Below are 15226 nucleotides of genomic sequence, written 5' to 3'. Positions count from 1 at the left end.
GCCGGCCGGGATCGTGGCTCTCCGCCCTCCGGCCGGCATGCGCCCGCTGCGCGCCTTTCGCGTCCGTGGCCACGGGTAAACCGTGATCCGCACGAGCTGGGAAACCCGGCTTGCCTTGCTGTCGCTGTCCGGACAGGCGGTGTCCTATGCGCTGGGAATCGTCCTGGCCCGGCAGCTGGGCGTGGCGGGCTTCGAGAGCTACGTGGTGGCGGCCGCGGCGTTCATCCTGATGGTGACGCTGGTTCCGCAGGGCCTGGAGAAGTTCACGCTCAAGCTCGTGCCGACGCTGCTGGAACACCGGCAGCACGACGTGCTGCGTGGTTTCCTCGGCTTCTCCTGCCGGCGGATCCTGTTGGGCAGCGCGCTGGTCGGCATCCCGGTCGGCCTGTGGGCGTGGCATGCACAGGACCTGCATGCGCAGACCCGCCTGGGCATCGTGATCAGCTGCGTGTCGCTGCCGGCCGGCGCCCTGGTGCACCTGGTGCTGGAAGTGCTGGCCGCATCCGGCCGCGCCATGCCGGCCACGCGGGTGTTCCGGCTGGTGGTGCCTGGCACCGTGCTCGCGCTGGTCGGCCTCGCCCTCGCGTTGTCGCTGGAACTGCATGCGCCGGTGGCGATCGCCGCCTGGGGTGTGTCCTGGTGCGTGGCGCTGGTGCTGATGGCATGGCAGCTCCGCCGCGCACTGCCGCCACCGGTGTATTCGGTCGCGCCGGTCGTCCATGCGGAGCGCTGGGCGCGGGAGGCGCGGCCGTTCTGGGCCTATCGCGTCTCGCTCGCGATCTTCGCCCAAGGGGGCATCATCGCCCTGGAGTGGGGGCAGGCCCCGGCGAGCGCGGTGGGCGGCTTCGCCGTCGCGTTCAGTACCGCGGCGATCGCGCAGGTGCTGGCCACCGCGACCAACCGGGTCTATGCAAGCCGGCTGTCGCTGCTGCTGGAGCGGGGCGACATCGACGGGATCCGGCGCCTGCGCCGCGAGCGCCTGCGCTGGCTGGCGATGCCGCTGCTGGTCTACCTGCTGGTGGTGTTCACCTTCGCGCCGGAACTGATCGGCCTGTTCCGGCCGGAATTCGTCGCCGATGGTGCGCCTGCGCTGCGGATACTGGCTGCCAGCACCGCGTTGAGCACGGTGCTGGCGATGGCGCCGACCTATCTCAAGCATCGCGGTGATAACGGCGTGCTGTTCCGCAGCGTGGCCGTCGCCGCGCTGCTGCAGGTCATGCTGCTGATGCTGCTGGTGCCGCGCCTGGGCGCAACCGGCGCGGCGATCGCCTGTGCCATCGCCAGCACGCTGCTGTATGGCGCCCTTGCCCACCGCGCGCACCTGGCGCTGGGACGACTCCAGCCGCCTTCCGCCTGAGCGGATGCCGCCCGAAGGCGGCGCACCTCAGACCGCGGCGGTCACCACGATCTCGACCTTCCAGTCGGGCTTGGCCAGCGCGGCCTGTACCGTGGCGCGCGGCGGCGTGTGCCCGGCGGCGACCCAGCCGTCCCAGGCCTGGTTCATGCCGGCGAACTCGGTGATGTCGGCCAGGAAGATCTCGGCGCGCAGGATGCGCGACTTGTCGGTACCGGCCTGGGCAAGCAGCGCGTCGATCGCCTCCAGGACCTGGCGGGTCTGGCCGATGATGTCCTGCGAGGTGTCTTCCGGAATCTGTCCGGCGAGATAGGCGACGCCGTTGTGGACGGCCAGTTCGGACATGCGCGGACCGACTTCGAAACGCTGGATCATGGGGGGCTCCTTGCGAGGGTCTCGGGGATCACGCCGGCGGTTGACCGCGACGGCGGCGCAGCATACACCGGCGGGCTTCAGCGGATGCGCAGGGGTTCCAGCGTCGCGGCGCTGGCGGCGAGCAGCCGCCGCAACACCTCGGGCGAGGCATCCGAGAGCCGCCGCAGGTACAGGCATGATTTCCCGGCGCGATGGCGCCCCAGTTCGGCCAGCAACGCCTGGCGCCCGTCGAAGCCGTCCATCACGTAGATCGACAGTTCCTTCGCTCGCGGGGAGAAAGCGAGCAGTGGCCAGGGCACTTGGCGGCCATCGGCATAGCGCTGGGCGTACTGGCCGAAGCCGACGATGTCGCCGCCCCACACCACCGGTGGCTCGCCGGTCACTTCCTGCATGAGCTCCACCAGCGCACGCGCTTCGGTGCGGCGAGGTTCGACGAACCTGCCGAGGAAATCCTCGACAGGCTCACCGGTCGGGCGTGTCTTTGGTTCGGTCATGGCGTCCGCATCGGTCGATCAGCGCATGGATACCCGATGTACCGGCGCCCTGGTCACGGCAGCCGTGGGCTCAACCGCACTTGAACCGCTCGCCCAGGATGTTGGCGCAGCCATCGTCGGCCAGCCACGTCCAGTACCAGCTGTCGAAGCCGCCCTCGGGATAGTTGCCGCCTCCACCCGGGCCGTACTGCAGCACGATGGTGTACCGGTAGTTGGCTCCGCCCGATTCCTTCACCGGTTCGCCCGCCTCGTTGGCGAGGACCCAGTAGCGGATAGGGATCGGGGCGACCATGTGCGCCTGGAAGCTGCCGGTGCCGTCGGCGGCGAGCACGATCTTCGGCTCGCCCTGCCTTTCGTAGAGATACTCGCCCACGACTCCGTCGGGGATCGCACTGGTCTTCCACACCGTGGCGCCATTCAGCTCGACACTGTCCACCACCGGGGCCGCGCCGGCATGGGTGGCCGCCAGCAACGCCAGCAGTGCGCCGGCAATGATCCCGCTCCTGTTCCGCCTGGCCATCGCGTCCCCCTGTGGACGAGTCGTCGGTTCCCGGAGTCTAGCGCAGGTCGCGGGCCTCACCTTCGCCTCAACTTCGCCGCGACCGTGCCGATACCGGACCGACCCCAACCGCGCGCCGTCATGCTCATCATCATCGGCTTCATCATCGTCATCGTCAGCGTGCTCGGGGGCTTCGTCCTGTCGCACGGCAAGCTCGCCGCGCTGTGGCAGCCCTACGAGGTGCTGATCATCGGCGGCGCGGCGTTCGGCGCGTTCCTGGTCGCCAACCCGCTCAAGGTGGTCAAGGCGGCGATCATCGGCATCCCCGGGCTGCTCAAGGGCGCCCGCTACAAGCGCAACGACTACGTCGACATCCTGTCGATGGTCTACGACGTGCTGGTCAAGGCGCGCAAGGAAGGCATGATCGGGATCGAGAAGGACATCGACAATCCCGGGTCCAGTCCGGTGTTTTCCAAGTATCCCAAGCTGCTGGCCGACCACCACCTGATGGAGTTCACCACCGACTGCCTGCGGCTGATGGTCAGCGGCAACATGGAGCCGCACGAACTGGAGCAACTGCTCGAGATCGAGGTCGAGACCCACCACCAGGAAGCCGCCGAGCCGGCGCATGCCCTGCAGGTGCTGGCCGACTCCCTGCCCGGCTTCGGCATCGTCGCCGCGGTGCTGGGCATCGTGGTGACGATGGCCTCCATCGGCGGCGACGTCGCCACCATCGGCCACCATGTCGCCGCCGCGCTGGTCGGTACGTTCCTGGGCATCCTGCTGGGTTATGGATTCGTCGGCCCGCTGGCTGCGTCGATGGCGCATCGCGCCCACGAGGAAGGAAAGGCATTCGAGATCATCAAGATGGCGCTGGTGTCGAGCCTGCGTGGCTATCCGCCGAGCGTGGCGGTCGAGTTCGCGCGCAAGCTGCTGTTCTCCGACGTGCGCCCGGCGTTCGCCGACCTGGAAGCACACCTGCGCAGCAATCGCTGACCGTCCATGGACAAGAACCAGCCGATCATCATCCGCCGGATCAAGAAGGTCAGCGGCGGCCATCACGGGGGCGCGTGGAAGGTGGCCTATGCCGACTTCGTCACCGCAATGATGGCGTTCTTCCTGGTGATGTGGCTGGTCGGCATCGCCAGCAAGGAGCAGAAGGCCGCGGTCTCGGAGTACTTCAAGAATCCCAGCGCGGTCGAAGGCACCGCGGCCATCCCGGGCACCAGTTCGCTCGGCCCGGGCGGCGCGTCCGACAAGCTGATCCCCACGGCCAATGCCCTGTCGATGCCCGGCGGCATCGGGCCGAAAGTGGGCGAGCCTGGCGAGGCCACCCGCAGCCGGATCCCGAGCGAAGATGCGCGTGCCGCCGCCGCGGCAGAAGACCGGCGCCAGTTGGAGGAACTGCGCAAGGACCTGGAAGCGGCCGTCGAGAAGAGCCTGGCGCTGGCTCCGTTCAAGGACCAGCTGCTGATCGACCTCACTCCCGAAGGCCTGCGCGTGCAGATCGTGGACCGGCTCAACCGGCCGATGTTCGACCTGGGCAGCTCGAGCATGAAGGACTACACCATCGAGGTCATGCACGAGCTCGGCACGCTGCTCTCGGACACGCCGCACAAGATCGCCCTCGCCGGCCACACCGACGAGACGTCGTTCCAGGCCCCGCGCGGGTACGGCAACTGGGAACTGTCGAGCGATCGCGCCAATGCGGCGCGCCGTGCCCTGCTCGAGGGCGGACTGGACGAGGCGCGGATCGCGCGCGTGGTCGGGCTGGCCTCGTCGGTGCCTTTCGACCGCAATGACCCGCGTGCGCCGATCAACCGCCGGATCAGCATCGTCGTGCTGAACCGCACTCCGGACGCCGTGCCGGATGCGCTGGCCGCGCCGCCGGCCAGCGCGCCGACCTCACCTGCAACGGAGCCGGTAGACACCCGGACCGGCACCGGTGCGGTCACCGCCACCGCTCACGGATAGGCATACACTGGCCGCGACGCAGGACACCGGGAGATTGCCATGCTGAACAGCTGGACGATGATCGCGGCGTTGGCGCTTGCGCCTGCCGCCGCCCCCGATGACGGTGCTCATCTGCCCCCGCCGGCGTCCGTGCCCACGACCGCGCAGGTGATGGCCGTCCCCGACGAACTTCGCGAGCAGGTCCAGCAGCGGGTCGTGCTGCCGGGCGGGTCGCGCGACGAGAAGCTGGAACACCTGGCCGGCTATGTCTTCGGCGACGATGGTCTCGCACTGGAATACGACAACGAAACCACGCGCACGGTCTCCGAGGTCTACCGCGACCGCAAGGCCAACTGCCTCTCCTTCACCCTGCTGTTCGTCGCACTGGCGCGCGAAGCCGGGCTGGAAGCGCAGGTGCAGGAAGTGGGCGAGGTGCTGGCGTGGTACCAGGACGAAGGCGTGATCTACAACGCCAACCACGTCAATGTCGGCGTGCGCACCACCATGCAATGGCAGGTGGTGGACGTGGATACCAACATCCTTGCCGCGCGCAACCGGCCGCGCGGGATCACCGACCAGCGCGCCATGGCGCACTTCCACAACAACCGGGGCGCCGAGCTGATGGCCGCCGGCGATCCGCTCGGCGCCCGCTCCGCACTGCTGGCCTCGCTGGCCGACGCGCCCGATTTCGTCCCGGCCTGGAACAACATGGGCGTACTCCTGTTACGCCAGGGCGACTCGCGGGGTGCCGAGCGTGCGTACATGACCGCGCTGCGAACCAAGTCAGACCACGCGGCCACGCTCAGCAACCTGGTGGGCCTGTACCGCCGTTCGGGCGACGCACGCATGCAGCGTCGCTACGAGTGGCGGCTGGACCGGGTCCAGGCCACCGATCCGTTCCACCAGTTCATGATCGCGCTGGAATGCGAGAACGACGCCCGGTACGACTGCGCCATCGCCCGCTATCGGCGCGCGATCCGCCTGCAGGGCGAGCAGCACCAGTTCCATTTCGGCCTGGCGCGCGCCTACTTCCTGTCCGGGGACCTGTCGCGCGCGCAGCGCGAACTCGGCCGGGCCTATACCCTTGGCGGCAACGAGCAGGTACGCAGCGTCTACCGGCAGAAGCTCGACGGCCTGCGCCGCTGGCGCGAGCAGGCATCAAGCCAGTTCCGCCCCTGAACTACGAGGCATGATGGAAAACGTCGATTTCGAGCTGGAAGGTGAGTACGTCGAACTGAACCAGCTGCTCAAGCTGGCCGGGATCTGCGACAGCGGCGGTGCCGGCAAGGCCCTGGTGGCCGACGGTCAGGTCCAGGTCGATGGTGCGGTCGAGCTGCGCAAGACCTGCAAGATCCGCGCAGGTCAGCGCGTGGAATGCGACGGGGTCTCGATCCGGGTATTGCCCGGCCCCCTGCCCGCCTGAGCGGTATCATTCCGCCAGGAACTTGCGCGACGGGGGACGCCGCATGCCTACCGGGGTTTCCCTGGATCCAGACACCGATGCGCCACCGGGTACCGCGACTGCGCTGACTTCCGCCGCCTCCGGGCGACAGGCGCGCATGCCACGCCAGGTCTATCTGCTGCGCGTGCTCGGCATGGGCCTGGGCGGTATCGCACTGGCCGCGGTCCTGTACGAGAACAATGCCGGCATCGGGTCCTGGGCATGGCTCGGGTTCACTGCCCTGCTGTGGCCGCAGCTGGCCCTGTGGACGGCGCTGCGCAGCCGGCATCCGCACCGGGCCGAAGTGCGCAACCTGCTGTTCGATTCGGCGCTGGCCGGGATCTGGGTGCCGCTGATGCACTTCAACCTGCTGCCCAGCGTGCTGCTGCTGACCCTGGCGACGGTGGACAAGATCAGCACCGGCGTGCCGCGGCTGTGGCTGCAGTCGCTGCCCGTGATGCTGGCGGGGATGGTGCTGGGCAGCGTGGTGGCGGGCCTCGCGTTCCAGCCCGCCACGAGCATGCTGGTGATCCTGGCCTGCCTGCCGATGCTGCTGATCCACACCATCGCGGTGAGCCTGGCGGCCAACCGCCTGATCGCCCGGATCCGCGAGCAGAACCGCGCCCTGGACCAGTTGCAGCGCATCGATGCGCTCACCGGCCTGGCGGGACGCCGCCACTGGCAGCAGCAGGCCGAGGCCGCGCTTCGCCGGCTGCGCGACGACGGGACCGTGGCGACGCTGCTGATGGTCGACATCGACCGCTTCAAGGACATCAACGACCAGTACGGCCACGCTTCGGGCGATGACGTGCTGCGCCTGGTGGCTGGCCTCCTGCGCCGGCGCCTGGGCGATGCCGACAATGCCGGGCGCTTCGGTGGCGACGAGTTCGCGGTCGTGCTGGCCGGCATCGGGCGCGACGAAGCGTTCGCGATCGCCGAAGGCATGCGCCGCGACGTCGAGGCCGCCGAGACCTCCGCCCGGCACGCTGGCGGCTTGCGCTGTTCGGTGAGCATCGGCGTGGCCGAGGCCGATCCTGCCGATCCCGGCCTGCGCCAATGGCTGGAGGCCGCCGATCGGGCGCTCTATGCGGCCAAACATGCCGGTCGCAACCAGGTCGCCGCGACGCCCGTGCGGGACCGGAGCGACCGCATCTCCTAGAATGCCCGGGCGGCGATCGCGCCGGCCACGCAGGAGCATCCGCGGGATGAGGGAACGTCTGCCCGTATGGGTGCAGGACTGGCTGGGCACGGTGTTGCCGATCGGCGAAGTGTTGCTGGTGCTGGTGGTTGCCTGGGTCCTGCAGCGCCTGGTTCGCGCGGTCGTGCGCCGCCTGGTCGCGCATCGGGGCCTGCCACCGGAGATGGCGGCGGTGCTGCGCCGCGTATCCGCCACCCTGATCGCCTGCGCCGCGCTCCTGCTGGTGCTGGAGCGGCTGGGTGTTTCCGGCACGGTCCTTTGGACCGCGTTCACCGGCTTCGCCGCGGTGGGTGCGGTGGCGTTCTTCGCCGCATGGAGCGTGTTGTCCAACATCTTCTGCACGGTGCTGATCTTCAGCACGCGGCCGTTCCGCCTGCAAGACCACATCGAGGTACTCGAGAACGGCGAGAAGCCGGGACTCAAGGGCCGCGTAATCGACATCAACCTGATCTTCACCACCCTGCAGGAGGTGGCCGTGGACGCCACCGACGAGGGCAGCGTCCTGCAGATACCCAACAGCCTGTTCTTCCAGCGCACCGTGCGCCGATGGCGTGGCCACCAGGTGCCACAACGGTGGCTCGCTCCGCCGCCGCCCGATCCTGCAACGCAGGAGAGTCGCTGACGCGACGCACCCTGTCCGCGCGATCGCGGTCAGCGCAACTGGCTGTCCTTGCTGCCACGGCGATTGAAGCCGCTGAAGCCGTTCTCTTCGTCATGCGCTTCCTGGCAGGCGACGCACAGGCGCACCCCGGGCACGGCGCGGCGACGCGCGACCGGTATCGGCGCGTCGCACTCCTCGCAGCGCTCCAGGCCGGGCCCCTGCGGAAGTTGCCGGCGCGCGCGTTCCACGGCGTCCTTCACCGTCGCGTCGATCTGCTCGTTGACCGCGTTGTCGCCTGCCCAGCCGGTTGCCATGGCGCTGTCCTCTTACGCTTTCGACCCAGCGTGCCCCCCTCACGATGAACCGTGGCCGAGCCACGGCTTCGTGGCTCATCCGGCCTTGTCGCGGGGTGATCGGGCCCGGCCTCCAACGCGAAGATCTCAGCCTGCCGTGGCCCTGGGACGCGCATGCCAGGCCTTGAGCACTTCGGCTTCGCGCTCGCGGGTGATGCCGGCACGCAGCTTGGCCCGGCGCTCGGCCGGCTGGCTGCCGAACCACTCCAGCGTCTCGGCCACGGTGGTGGCCAGCGGACGGAAGGTGAGCCCTGCACCGACCGCACGCGCGTTGCTGACCTGGCCATAGCCGGCATACGGGCCTTCTCCGCGCGGCACCCAGATCGGCAGGTCGACCTTCTGTTCGACCAGGAACTCCGGGGCGACATGGGTGAACGTGGCGCTGCTGCCGCTCACCGAGCGCGAGGTCGCGAGCATCGCGTCCATCAGCAGCGGCTCGCGCGGGCCGACCGCATTGAACGTGCCGAAGGTGCGCGCCTCGGCCAGGCGGATCATCCATTCGCCCAGGTCGCGACCGTCGATGACCTGGATCGGGTCCTTGCCATCGCCGGGCACGAGCACTTCCCCGCCCTGCGCGACCCGGTGCGGCCAGTAGGTGAAGCGGTCGGTCTCGTCGCGCGGTCCGACGATGTAACCCGGGCGCACCACGGTCACGTTGTCGCCGAACTGCTTCCACGCTTCGGCTTCACTGAGTGCCTTGAGCGGGCCGTACAGGTTCTCGACGTCGGCCATCAGCGTCTGCTGGGTCTCGGCCATCGCATCCTTGCCCTTGTACGCCGCCAGCGGCGCGTCTTCGGTGATGCCCGGGCGGCTGCCGTCTGCGTAGACGGAGATGGTCGAGATGAAGAGGTAGTGGCCGACATTGCCCTTCAACGCCAGGCCGGCGTCGCGCACCCAGAACGGCAGGCTGGTGGGGTTGTCGATGCACACGTCCCACTGGCGTCCGCGCAGCGCGGACAGGTCGCCGCTGTTGCGGTCGCCGTGCAGCTGTTCGACTTCGCCCGGCCATTCCGGCGATGGCCGCTTGCCGCGGTTGAACAGGGTCACCTTGTGGCCGCGGGCCAGTGCGTACTGGACCTGGAAGGGGCCGGTGAAACCGGTGCCGCCCAGGATCAGGATCCGCAATGGACGGGCCGCGCGCGCGATCGGCATCGGCTGCGCCGCACCGGCCAGGCCGGGCAGCGCCGCCGCAGCAGCAGCCAGGGCACCGAGCCTGATCAGTTCTCGACGGGTGGTACGCATGCGGCCTTCCTCCTTGCGGCGGGGACGCCCCGGGATGGAGCGCCTCCCCATGGCGGAGGGATTGATAGCATCACCCCGCCGGGCATGCCCATGACGGAAGTCGGGGGGCTGATCGGCACGGCGTCACCCGAGGTACGTCGCGCACATCGATCGACCTGATCCCGCGTTGACGCCACTGGCGTCACGCTGGCGCACCCGCCCTCCCCCGGAGCTGTCCATGGAACCGACCGTACACGCGTTCTCCGACCTGTTCGCACAACTGGGCCTGCCGAACGATGCGCCCAGCATCCGCGGCTTCATCGCCACCCATGCGCCGCTGGCGGACAACATCCGCCTGGAAGACGCCCCGTTCTGGTCGGCATCGCAGGCCCAGCTGCTTCGCGACGAGCGGATCGAGGATGCCGACTGGGCCATCGTCGTCGACCAGCTCAACCTGGCATTGCGCGCGCCGGCCTGAAGTAACCGGGTGCGCCGCCAGGGTCGTCGGCGGCGCGCTCAGGCCTTGCGCAGGAAGATGGTCTTCAGCACCAGGCCCTTGATCTTCTCCGAGTTGCCTTCGATGTGCTCGGCGTCGTCCTCGACCAGGCGGATGTTGCGGATCACGGTGCCCTGCTTGAGCGGGATCGAGGAACCCTTCACCTTCAGGTCCTTGATCACCACCACGGTATCGCCGGCCACCAGCACGTTGCCGTTGCTGTCGCGCACGACCACGCCGGCGGCGGCAGCCTCCTCGGCGCCCCATTCATGGCCGCAATCCGCACAGATCCACAGCGCGCCATCGACGTAGGTATTTTCCAGTCCGCACTGCGGGCAGGTGGGCGACGTGGGCATGACTGTTTCCATTCCGGAGGCAAGGCGCGCCATTTTACCCGCACCTGCCGCCGGCGGTGATCCGTGGAGCGTCAACGACGCCGGCACACCATGGAATCTACTGGGGCTCGCCCGGTGGCGGCATCGAAGCCGGGCGGGCGCAGCCGCTCACCGGCGTGCCACCGTCGATGACCAGCACCGCTGTGTAGGGAAAGCTCGCACCGGCCATGGTGTCCTGGCATTCGCGGGCGACGATCTTGAGCTCGACCAGTCCGTTCGCGTCGGACGCGCGCAGTGTGCGCGTATCGCCCGCGACATCGTTGGTGCTGATGGCCAGCTGGCGCTCGCTTTCGATGCCGCGCAGGGTCAAAACCGGCCCGGAGGCCTGGGCGTGCCAGAACGGCTCGTTGGTGGAGGCGATGACGTCGCCCTGCAGGGCCGTATCGGCAGCCGTCCCCGCGGATGCGGGCGTCGTCGCTGCAACTTCGCCGCCGGCTGCGACTGCGGCGTCGGCGCTGGCGTCCTGTGGCGCATCCTTCCGGCACGCCGCAAGGGCGAGGCACAGGATCGCGGTCAGGCAGAGGTTCGCGGCAAGCAGGGGTGTGCGCATGGTGCGTCTCCTTGTTGCGGGAAAGGCCATCATGCATCAAGTGCGGCAGGTGGCCAAAAAACAGCGGATGCCCGGTGTGCGTCGACGCCGCGCCCGGCGACGCCGCTACAGCTGCGATTCCACCGGCAGGATCCGCATCAGCCACGCCAGCGCCTTCTGCGAGCCGGTAGCCTCCGGATCGCCGGTCCAGGTCTTCTCTCCATCGCGCCAGCGCAGGTCGCCGTGGTCCAGGGTGACCGACCAGGCGTGATCGGGCGCGGTCTGGCGCGCGAACAGCAGCGCCAGTTCCGACGCGAGCGCCGGATGCCCGACCAGCACGCCCTGCTCGGTGTTCAACGAGGTCGAACGCGGATCCAGGTTGTAGGAACCGACGAACACCCCTTCGTCGACGATCATTGCCTTGGTGTGCAGGCTCGAGCCGGAGGACCCGGCGAGGCTGAATTTCGCCGGGGTCCCGCTGGGCTTGAGCTCCCAGAGGCCGATGCCGCCTTCGAGCAGGTCGCGGCGGTAGCGACTGTAGCCGCCATGCACCGCCGCCACGTCGTTGGCGGCCAGCGAGTTGGTCAGGATGCGTACGTCGATGCCGCGCCCGGCCGCACCGACCAGTTCGGCCGTGCCGCGCTCGCCTGGCACGAAATACGGCGAGATCACCAGCAACCGCTGGCGCGCGCCGGCGATCTGGGGCAACAACGCGGCGACCACCTCCGAACGCTTTTCCAGCGGCAGGCGCGCCTTGAGCGGATCGTCGCTGACGAAACGCCAGGTCCCGCTCCAGTGCAGCTGCGTGCCTCCGTCGATGATGTCCTGCACGCGCGGATCTTCGCGCAGCACGGTGGCATAGCCGCTGCCGGCCAGTTCCTCGACACTGGCTTCGAGCACGGTACGCAGTCGCTCGAGTTTCTCGTCGCTGACCGCTTCGGGGGACAGCTGGTGGATCGGGTAGTTGGACGGTGAATTCCAGAAGCGATCGAAGTTGCTCGCTGCCGCATCCACCACCGGGCCGACCATGAGCATGTCCAGGTCGATGAAGTTGGCGCCGTCGCTGGCATTGAAGTATTCGTTGCCGAGGTTGCGCCCGCCGACCAGCGCCATGCGTCCGTCGGCGATCCAGCTCTTGTTGTGCATGCGGTGGTTGAGCCGCTTGAAGCCGGTGCTGAATTCGCCGGCCATGCCGAGCTTGCCCGAACGACTGGCCATCGGGTTGTACAGGCGCACCTCGATCCGGGGATGCGCATCCAGCGCGGCGAGCCCGGCGTTCTTGGCGCGCGCGTCCAGGTCGTCGACCAGGATGCGCACGCGCACGCCGCGGTCCGCCGCCTGCAGGGCCTGGCGGGCCAGCAGCCTGCCGGTGAGGTCGGCATGCCAGATGTAGGTCTGGATATCCAGGCTGCGCGTGGCCGCCTGCGCGCTGTAGGCACGCAGCGCGTACGCCTGGGTGCCATCGCTCACCAGGTGGAAGCCGGACTGCCCCGGGTTCGCCGTCGTGAGCGGGACCACCCGGCCGGCGATCACGCCCTCCGTGGCGGCGGGCAACGCCGGTTCGTCGGGCAGTTCCGCGCGAGGCGGCAGCCGGGCGCAGCCGGCAACGACACCGAGCAGGACGACCAGGGCCAGGCTGCGGCAGCATCGCGCAGCTCCGGAAAGGTCGTAGGACACATTCATGCCGGTTGCCATCCCCTGCCCCTGCTCAGGCCGGTCCCGTCGGGACGCGCTCAGGCCGCAACCGATCCTCACCGATACCGCGGGGCGCTTCAAGCGCCCATGCGCAGCACGCGGTAGGTGTACAGGCCCAGCGCGGTCAGCAGCAGCGAACCGAACAGGTGCAGGGCCACGCCGAGCACCGCGGTGCCGTACTGCTGGCGGGTCAGGTGCTGGACGATCTCGGCCGAGAAGGTCGAAAAAGTAGTCAGGCCGCCCAGCAGCCCGGTGACCAGGAACAGGCGCCATTCCGGCGCGATGCCCGGCCGGAACGTGATCCAGCCCAGCGCGATGCCGACGACGTACGCACCGACCAGGTTGGCCGCCAGCGTACCCAGGGCTACCGGACTGCGCGACGGATTGAGCCAGGCCGACAGCCCCCAGCGCATCCAGGCACCGATCGCCGCGCCACTGCCGACGGCGATGAAAGAACGCACCAGGTCCACCGCATCCTCCTTCTGCCCGCGGCCGGGCGGCATGCGCTATCGCTGCGGTTTGCGCGCCTGTTCGCGTGCCACACGCAGGCGATCGAGCTTTTCCTTCAACCGGATCTCGAGCCCGCGCTCGACGGGCGAGTAGTAGGTGCGCTCGCCCATGGCATCGGGAAAACCGGTCTGGTCCAGCGCGATGCCGCCGTCGCTGTCGTGGTCGTACTGGTAGCCCTTGGAATAGCCCAGCTGCTTCATCAGCCTGGTCGGCGCGTTGCGCAGGTGCAAGGGCACCTCGGCGGTGCCGTACTCGCGCACGTCCGCCCGCGCGGCGTTGTACGCGTTGTAGGCGGCGTTGGACTTGGCCGTGCTGGCCAGGTAGATCGCGACCTGGGCCAGGGCCAGGTCGCCCTCCGGGCTGCCCAGCCGTTCGTACGTGTCCCAGGCGTCCACCGACATCTGCAGTGCGCGCGGATCGGCCAGGCCGATGTCCTCGACCGCCATCCGGGTCAGGCGCCGGGCCAGGTAGGACGGATCGCAACCGCCGTCGAGCATCCGCGCCAGCCAGTACACCGCCGCGTCTGGATTGGAGCTGCGCACGGACTTGTGCAACGCCGAAATCTGGTCGTAGAACTGCTCACCGCCCTTGTCGAAGCGCCGGGTGCGATCGGCCAGGACCTGCAGCAGGGTCTGCTCGGTGATGCGGCCGCCTTCGTCGACCGCCAGTTCGGCGGCGATCTCCAGCAGGGTCAGGGCGCGGCGCACGTCGCCGTCGGCCGCGCCGGCGATCTCGCGCAGCAGTGCGGATTCCACTTCGATGCCCTGCCCGCCCAGTCCGCGTTCGCCGTCCTCCGCCGCCCGCACCAGTGCGGAAGCGATGTCGTCGACCGACACCGCTTCCATCACGTGCACGCGGCAGCGCGACAGCAGCGCCGAGTTGAGCTCGAACGACGGGTTCTCGGTGGTGGCGCCGACGAAAACGATACTGCCGCGCTCGATGTGGGGCAGGAACGCATCCTGCTGGCCTTTGTTGAAGCGGTGCACTTCGTCCACGAAAAGCACCGTGCGGCGTCCTTCGGCGAAGCGTTGCGCGGCCTCGGCCAGTACCTGTCGGACTTCCGGCAAGCCGGACAGCACCGCCGAGATCGCACGGAAATCAGCCTCGGCGTAACGGGCCAGCAGCAACGCGAGCGTGGTCTTGCCGCAGCCCGGCGGGCCCCACAGCACCATCGAATGCACCCGGCCCGATTCCACCGCGCGTCGCAACGCTGAACCCGGTGCCAGCAGGCGGCGCTGGCCGACCATTTCATCCAGGGTGCGCGGGCGCATGCGTTCGGCCAGCGGGCGCATGGCTAGCTGGCCTGCCTCATCGACGGCCAGCAGGCCGTCGGAAGCCGGTTCGGGGTTGCGACGGGTTCGACTCATGACGCCATCCTAGCGCCTGCGGTCGCAGGCCCGGCGAGCGGCCCCGGAGTCACTGCGGCTTGATCACTGGCCGACGACGTCGACGTCCTTGCCCGGGACGAACTTGAACGTTCCCGGTGCGAACGACGGATTGCGCTTCCAGCCATCGAAGCGGATCTCGGTCTTCTGCCCGACCAGGTCGAGCACCTGCATCCGGGCCAGGCCCTGCGCTCCGAAGCCCAGTCGCGCCATCTGGAAATTGGCTTCGGCATCGACCTTCGGGGTGAGGGTGAGCCACTGCAGGCCTTCGTTGGCCGCCGCTTCCTCGCTGACGTCGAACTGGCGGTCCAGCCGGGCCGGGTCGAACAGCGCGACCAGCGGGCTGTTGCGCTCCTCCTCGCCCTGCGTCTTGACGGTGGCCTGCTGCAGGTCCGGTTCGTAGACCCAGACCTTCTGCCCATCGGCGACGATCATCTGCGCGAACGGCTTGACGTATTCCCAGCGGAACAGGCGCGGCGCGGCGACGGCGACGGTGCCGCTGCTGCTTTCCTTGGCCCGGCCGTTGGCGTCGAACACCTGCTGGGTGAACCGCCCTTCCAGGCCCTTGAGCCCGGAGGTGAAGCGGGTGAGCTCGTCGCGGGCGCCGGCGACGGCATTGCCCGCCAGGAGCAGCGACATGGACAGGCCAAGAACGATTCGGGAAACGATGCGCGGGGAGCGATGCATGGGGCGTCGGTCGCGAGGGTGGAGTGTGGCCGCCAGTGTG

The 15226-nt window shown here is 69.0% G+C and carries 19 protein-coding genes; 8 read left to right on the top strand and 11 right to left on the bottom strand.

Translation table 11 applies throughout. From position 1 onward, the window contains the following. The first annotated feature begins 82 nt into the window (after positions 1–82). Positions 83–1357: a lipopolysaccharide biosynthesis protein gene (locus MNQ95_RS14605; protein ID WP_241953304.1), complete on the top strand. Its 1275-nt coding sequence runs from the start codon at positions 83–85 to the stop codon at positions 1355–1357. A 27-nt stretch (positions 1358–1384) separates the two neighbouring features. Here MNQ95_RS14605 and MNQ95_RS14600 read toward each other — a convergent pair whose 3' ends face one another. The 3 genes from MNQ95_RS14600 to MNQ95_RS14590 all read right to left on the bottom strand — a co-directional run bounded on the left by MNQ95_RS14600 (position 1385) and on the right by MNQ95_RS14590 (position 2743). Further along, positions 1385–1729 (bottom strand): RidA family protein, encoded by a 345-nt coding sequence (locus tag MNQ95_RS14600; RefSeq protein WP_241953303.1) that lies wholly within the window; start codon positions 1727–1729, stop codon positions 1385–1387. Positions 1730–1806: 77 nt separating this feature from the next. After that, positions 1807–2223: a DUF1801 domain-containing protein gene (locus MNQ95_RS14595; protein ID WP_241953302.1), complete on the bottom strand. Its 417-nt coding sequence runs from the start codon at positions 2221–2223 to the stop codon at positions 1807–1809. A 70-nt stretch (positions 2224–2293) separates the two neighbouring features. Then, positions 2294–2743 carry a hypothetical protein gene (locus tag MNQ95_RS14590; RefSeq protein ID WP_241953301.1) on the bottom strand — a complete coding sequence of 150 codons (450 nt, stop codon included), beginning with the start codon at positions 2741–2743 and terminating at the stop codon, positions 2294–2296. 120 nt (positions 2744–2863) lie between these two features. Here MNQ95_RS14590 and motA point away from each other — a divergent pair, with 120 nt between their 5' ends. The 6 genes from motA (at position 2864) to MNQ95_RS14560 (ending at position 7936) form a co-directional block, all read left to right on the top strand. Next, a complete protein-coding gene (gene motA, locus MNQ95_RS14585; RefSeq protein ID WP_162410470.1) occupies positions 2864–3718 on the top strand; it encodes a flagellar motor stator protein MotA in 855 nt (284 codons plus the stop codon). Between the two features lie 6 nt (positions 3719–3724). Then, on the top strand, positions 3725–4696 hold the full coding sequence (gene motB / locus MNQ95_RS14580; protein ID WP_241953300.1) for a flagellar motor protein MotB: 972 nt from the start codon (positions 3725–3727) through the stop codon (positions 4694–4696). 129 nt (positions 4697–4825) lie between these two features. Then, positions 4826–5854, top strand: a complete 1029-nt coding sequence (locus MNQ95_RS14575; protein ID WP_241953299.1) for a tetratricopeptide repeat protein — start codon at positions 4826–4828, stop codon at positions 5852–5854. 13 nt (positions 5855–5867) lie between these two features. After that, a complete protein-coding gene (locus MNQ95_RS14570) occupies positions 5868–6098 on the top strand; it encodes an RNA-binding S4 domain-containing protein (protein ID WP_162410472.1) in 231 nt (76 codons plus the stop codon). Positions 6099–6141: 43 nt separating this feature from the next. Next, a complete protein-coding gene (locus MNQ95_RS14565) occupies positions 6142–7275 on the top strand; it encodes a sensor domain-containing diguanylate cyclase (RefSeq protein WP_241953298.1) in 1134 nt (377 codons plus the stop codon). A gap of 46 nt (positions 7276–7321) precedes the next feature. Then, positions 7322–7936: a mechanosensitive ion channel domain-containing protein gene (locus tag MNQ95_RS14560; RefSeq protein WP_241953297.1), complete on the top strand. Its 615-nt coding sequence runs from the start codon at positions 7322–7324 to the stop codon at positions 7934–7936. Positions 7937–7965: 29 nt separating this feature from the next. On the opposite strand, the gene MNQ95_RS14555 is transcribed toward MNQ95_RS14560, so the two are convergent. Both MNQ95_RS14555 and MNQ95_RS14550 read right to left on the bottom strand, forming a co-directional pair. After that, complete coding sequence (locus MNQ95_RS14555) at positions 7966–8229, bottom strand: DksA/TraR family C4-type zinc finger protein (RefSeq protein ID WP_162410475.1); 264 nt, start codon at positions 8227–8229, stop codon at positions 7966–7968. 126 nt (positions 8230–8355) lie between these two features. Further along, positions 8356–9510 (bottom strand): NAD-dependent epimerase/dehydratase family protein, encoded by a 1155-nt coding sequence (locus MNQ95_RS14550; RefSeq protein ID WP_241953296.1) that lies wholly within the window; start codon positions 9508–9510, stop codon positions 8356–8358. 217 nt (positions 9511–9727) lie between these two features. Between MNQ95_RS14550 and MNQ95_RS14545 the strand changes: the two genes are divergently transcribed. Beyond that, the gene (locus tag MNQ95_RS14545) at positions 9728–9967 is read left to right on the top strand and encodes a DUF2789 domain-containing protein (RefSeq protein WP_162410477.1); all 240 of its coding nucleotides are present in this window, start codon (positions 9728–9730) and stop codon (positions 9965–9967) included. Between the two features lie 38 nt (positions 9968–10005). Here MNQ95_RS14545 and MNQ95_RS14540 read toward each other — a convergent pair whose 3' ends face one another. The 6 genes from MNQ95_RS14540 to lolA all read right to left on the bottom strand — a co-directional run bounded on the left by MNQ95_RS14540 (position 10006) and on the right by lolA (position 15138). Next, positions 10006–10341 (bottom strand): zinc ribbon domain-containing protein YjdM, encoded by a 336-nt coding sequence (locus MNQ95_RS14540; protein ID WP_162410478.1) that lies wholly within the window; start codon positions 10339–10341, stop codon positions 10006–10008. Positions 10342–10438: 97 nt separating this feature from the next. Continuing rightward, a complete protein-coding gene (locus tag MNQ95_RS14535; RefSeq protein WP_241953295.1) occupies positions 10439–10930 on the bottom strand; it encodes a hypothetical protein in 492 nt (163 codons plus the stop codon). A 105-nt stretch (positions 10931–11035) separates the two neighbouring features. Beyond that, entirely contained in the window at positions 11036–12592 is a 1557-nt protein-coding gene (locus MNQ95_RS14530; RefSeq protein WP_241953294.1) for a phospholipase D-like domain-containing protein, read from the bottom strand. Between the two features lie 89 nt (positions 12593–12681). Beyond that, positions 12682–13107 carry a fluoride efflux transporter CrcB gene (gene crcB / locus MNQ95_RS14525; protein WP_241953293.1) on the bottom strand — a complete coding sequence of 142 codons (426 nt, stop codon included), beginning with the start codon at positions 13105–13107 and terminating at the stop codon, positions 12682–12684. A gap of 3 nt (positions 13108–13110) precedes the next feature. Further along, positions 13111–14406, bottom strand: a complete 1296-nt coding sequence (locus MNQ95_RS14520) for a replication-associated recombination protein A (protein ID WP_241954439.1) — start codon at positions 14404–14406, stop codon at positions 13111–13113. Between the two features lie 138 nt (positions 14407–14544). Further along, positions 14545–15138 (bottom strand): outer membrane lipoprotein periplasmic chaperone LolA, encoded by a 594-nt coding sequence (lolA, locus tag MNQ95_RS14515; protein ID WP_241953292.1) that lies wholly within the window; start codon positions 15136–15138, stop codon positions 14545–14547. Between the last annotated feature and the right edge of the window lie 88 nt (positions 15139–15226).

Origin of the sequence: Pseudoxanthomonas daejeonensis (assembly GCF_022637495.1) — a bacterium.
Classification (GTDB): domain Bacteria; phylum Pseudomonadota; class Gammaproteobacteria; order Xanthomonadales; family Xanthomonadaceae; genus Pseudoxanthomonas; species Pseudoxanthomonas daejeonensis.
Note: the sequence above shows the minus strand (reverse complement) of the source record. Positions and strands in the feature narration are given on the sequence as shown.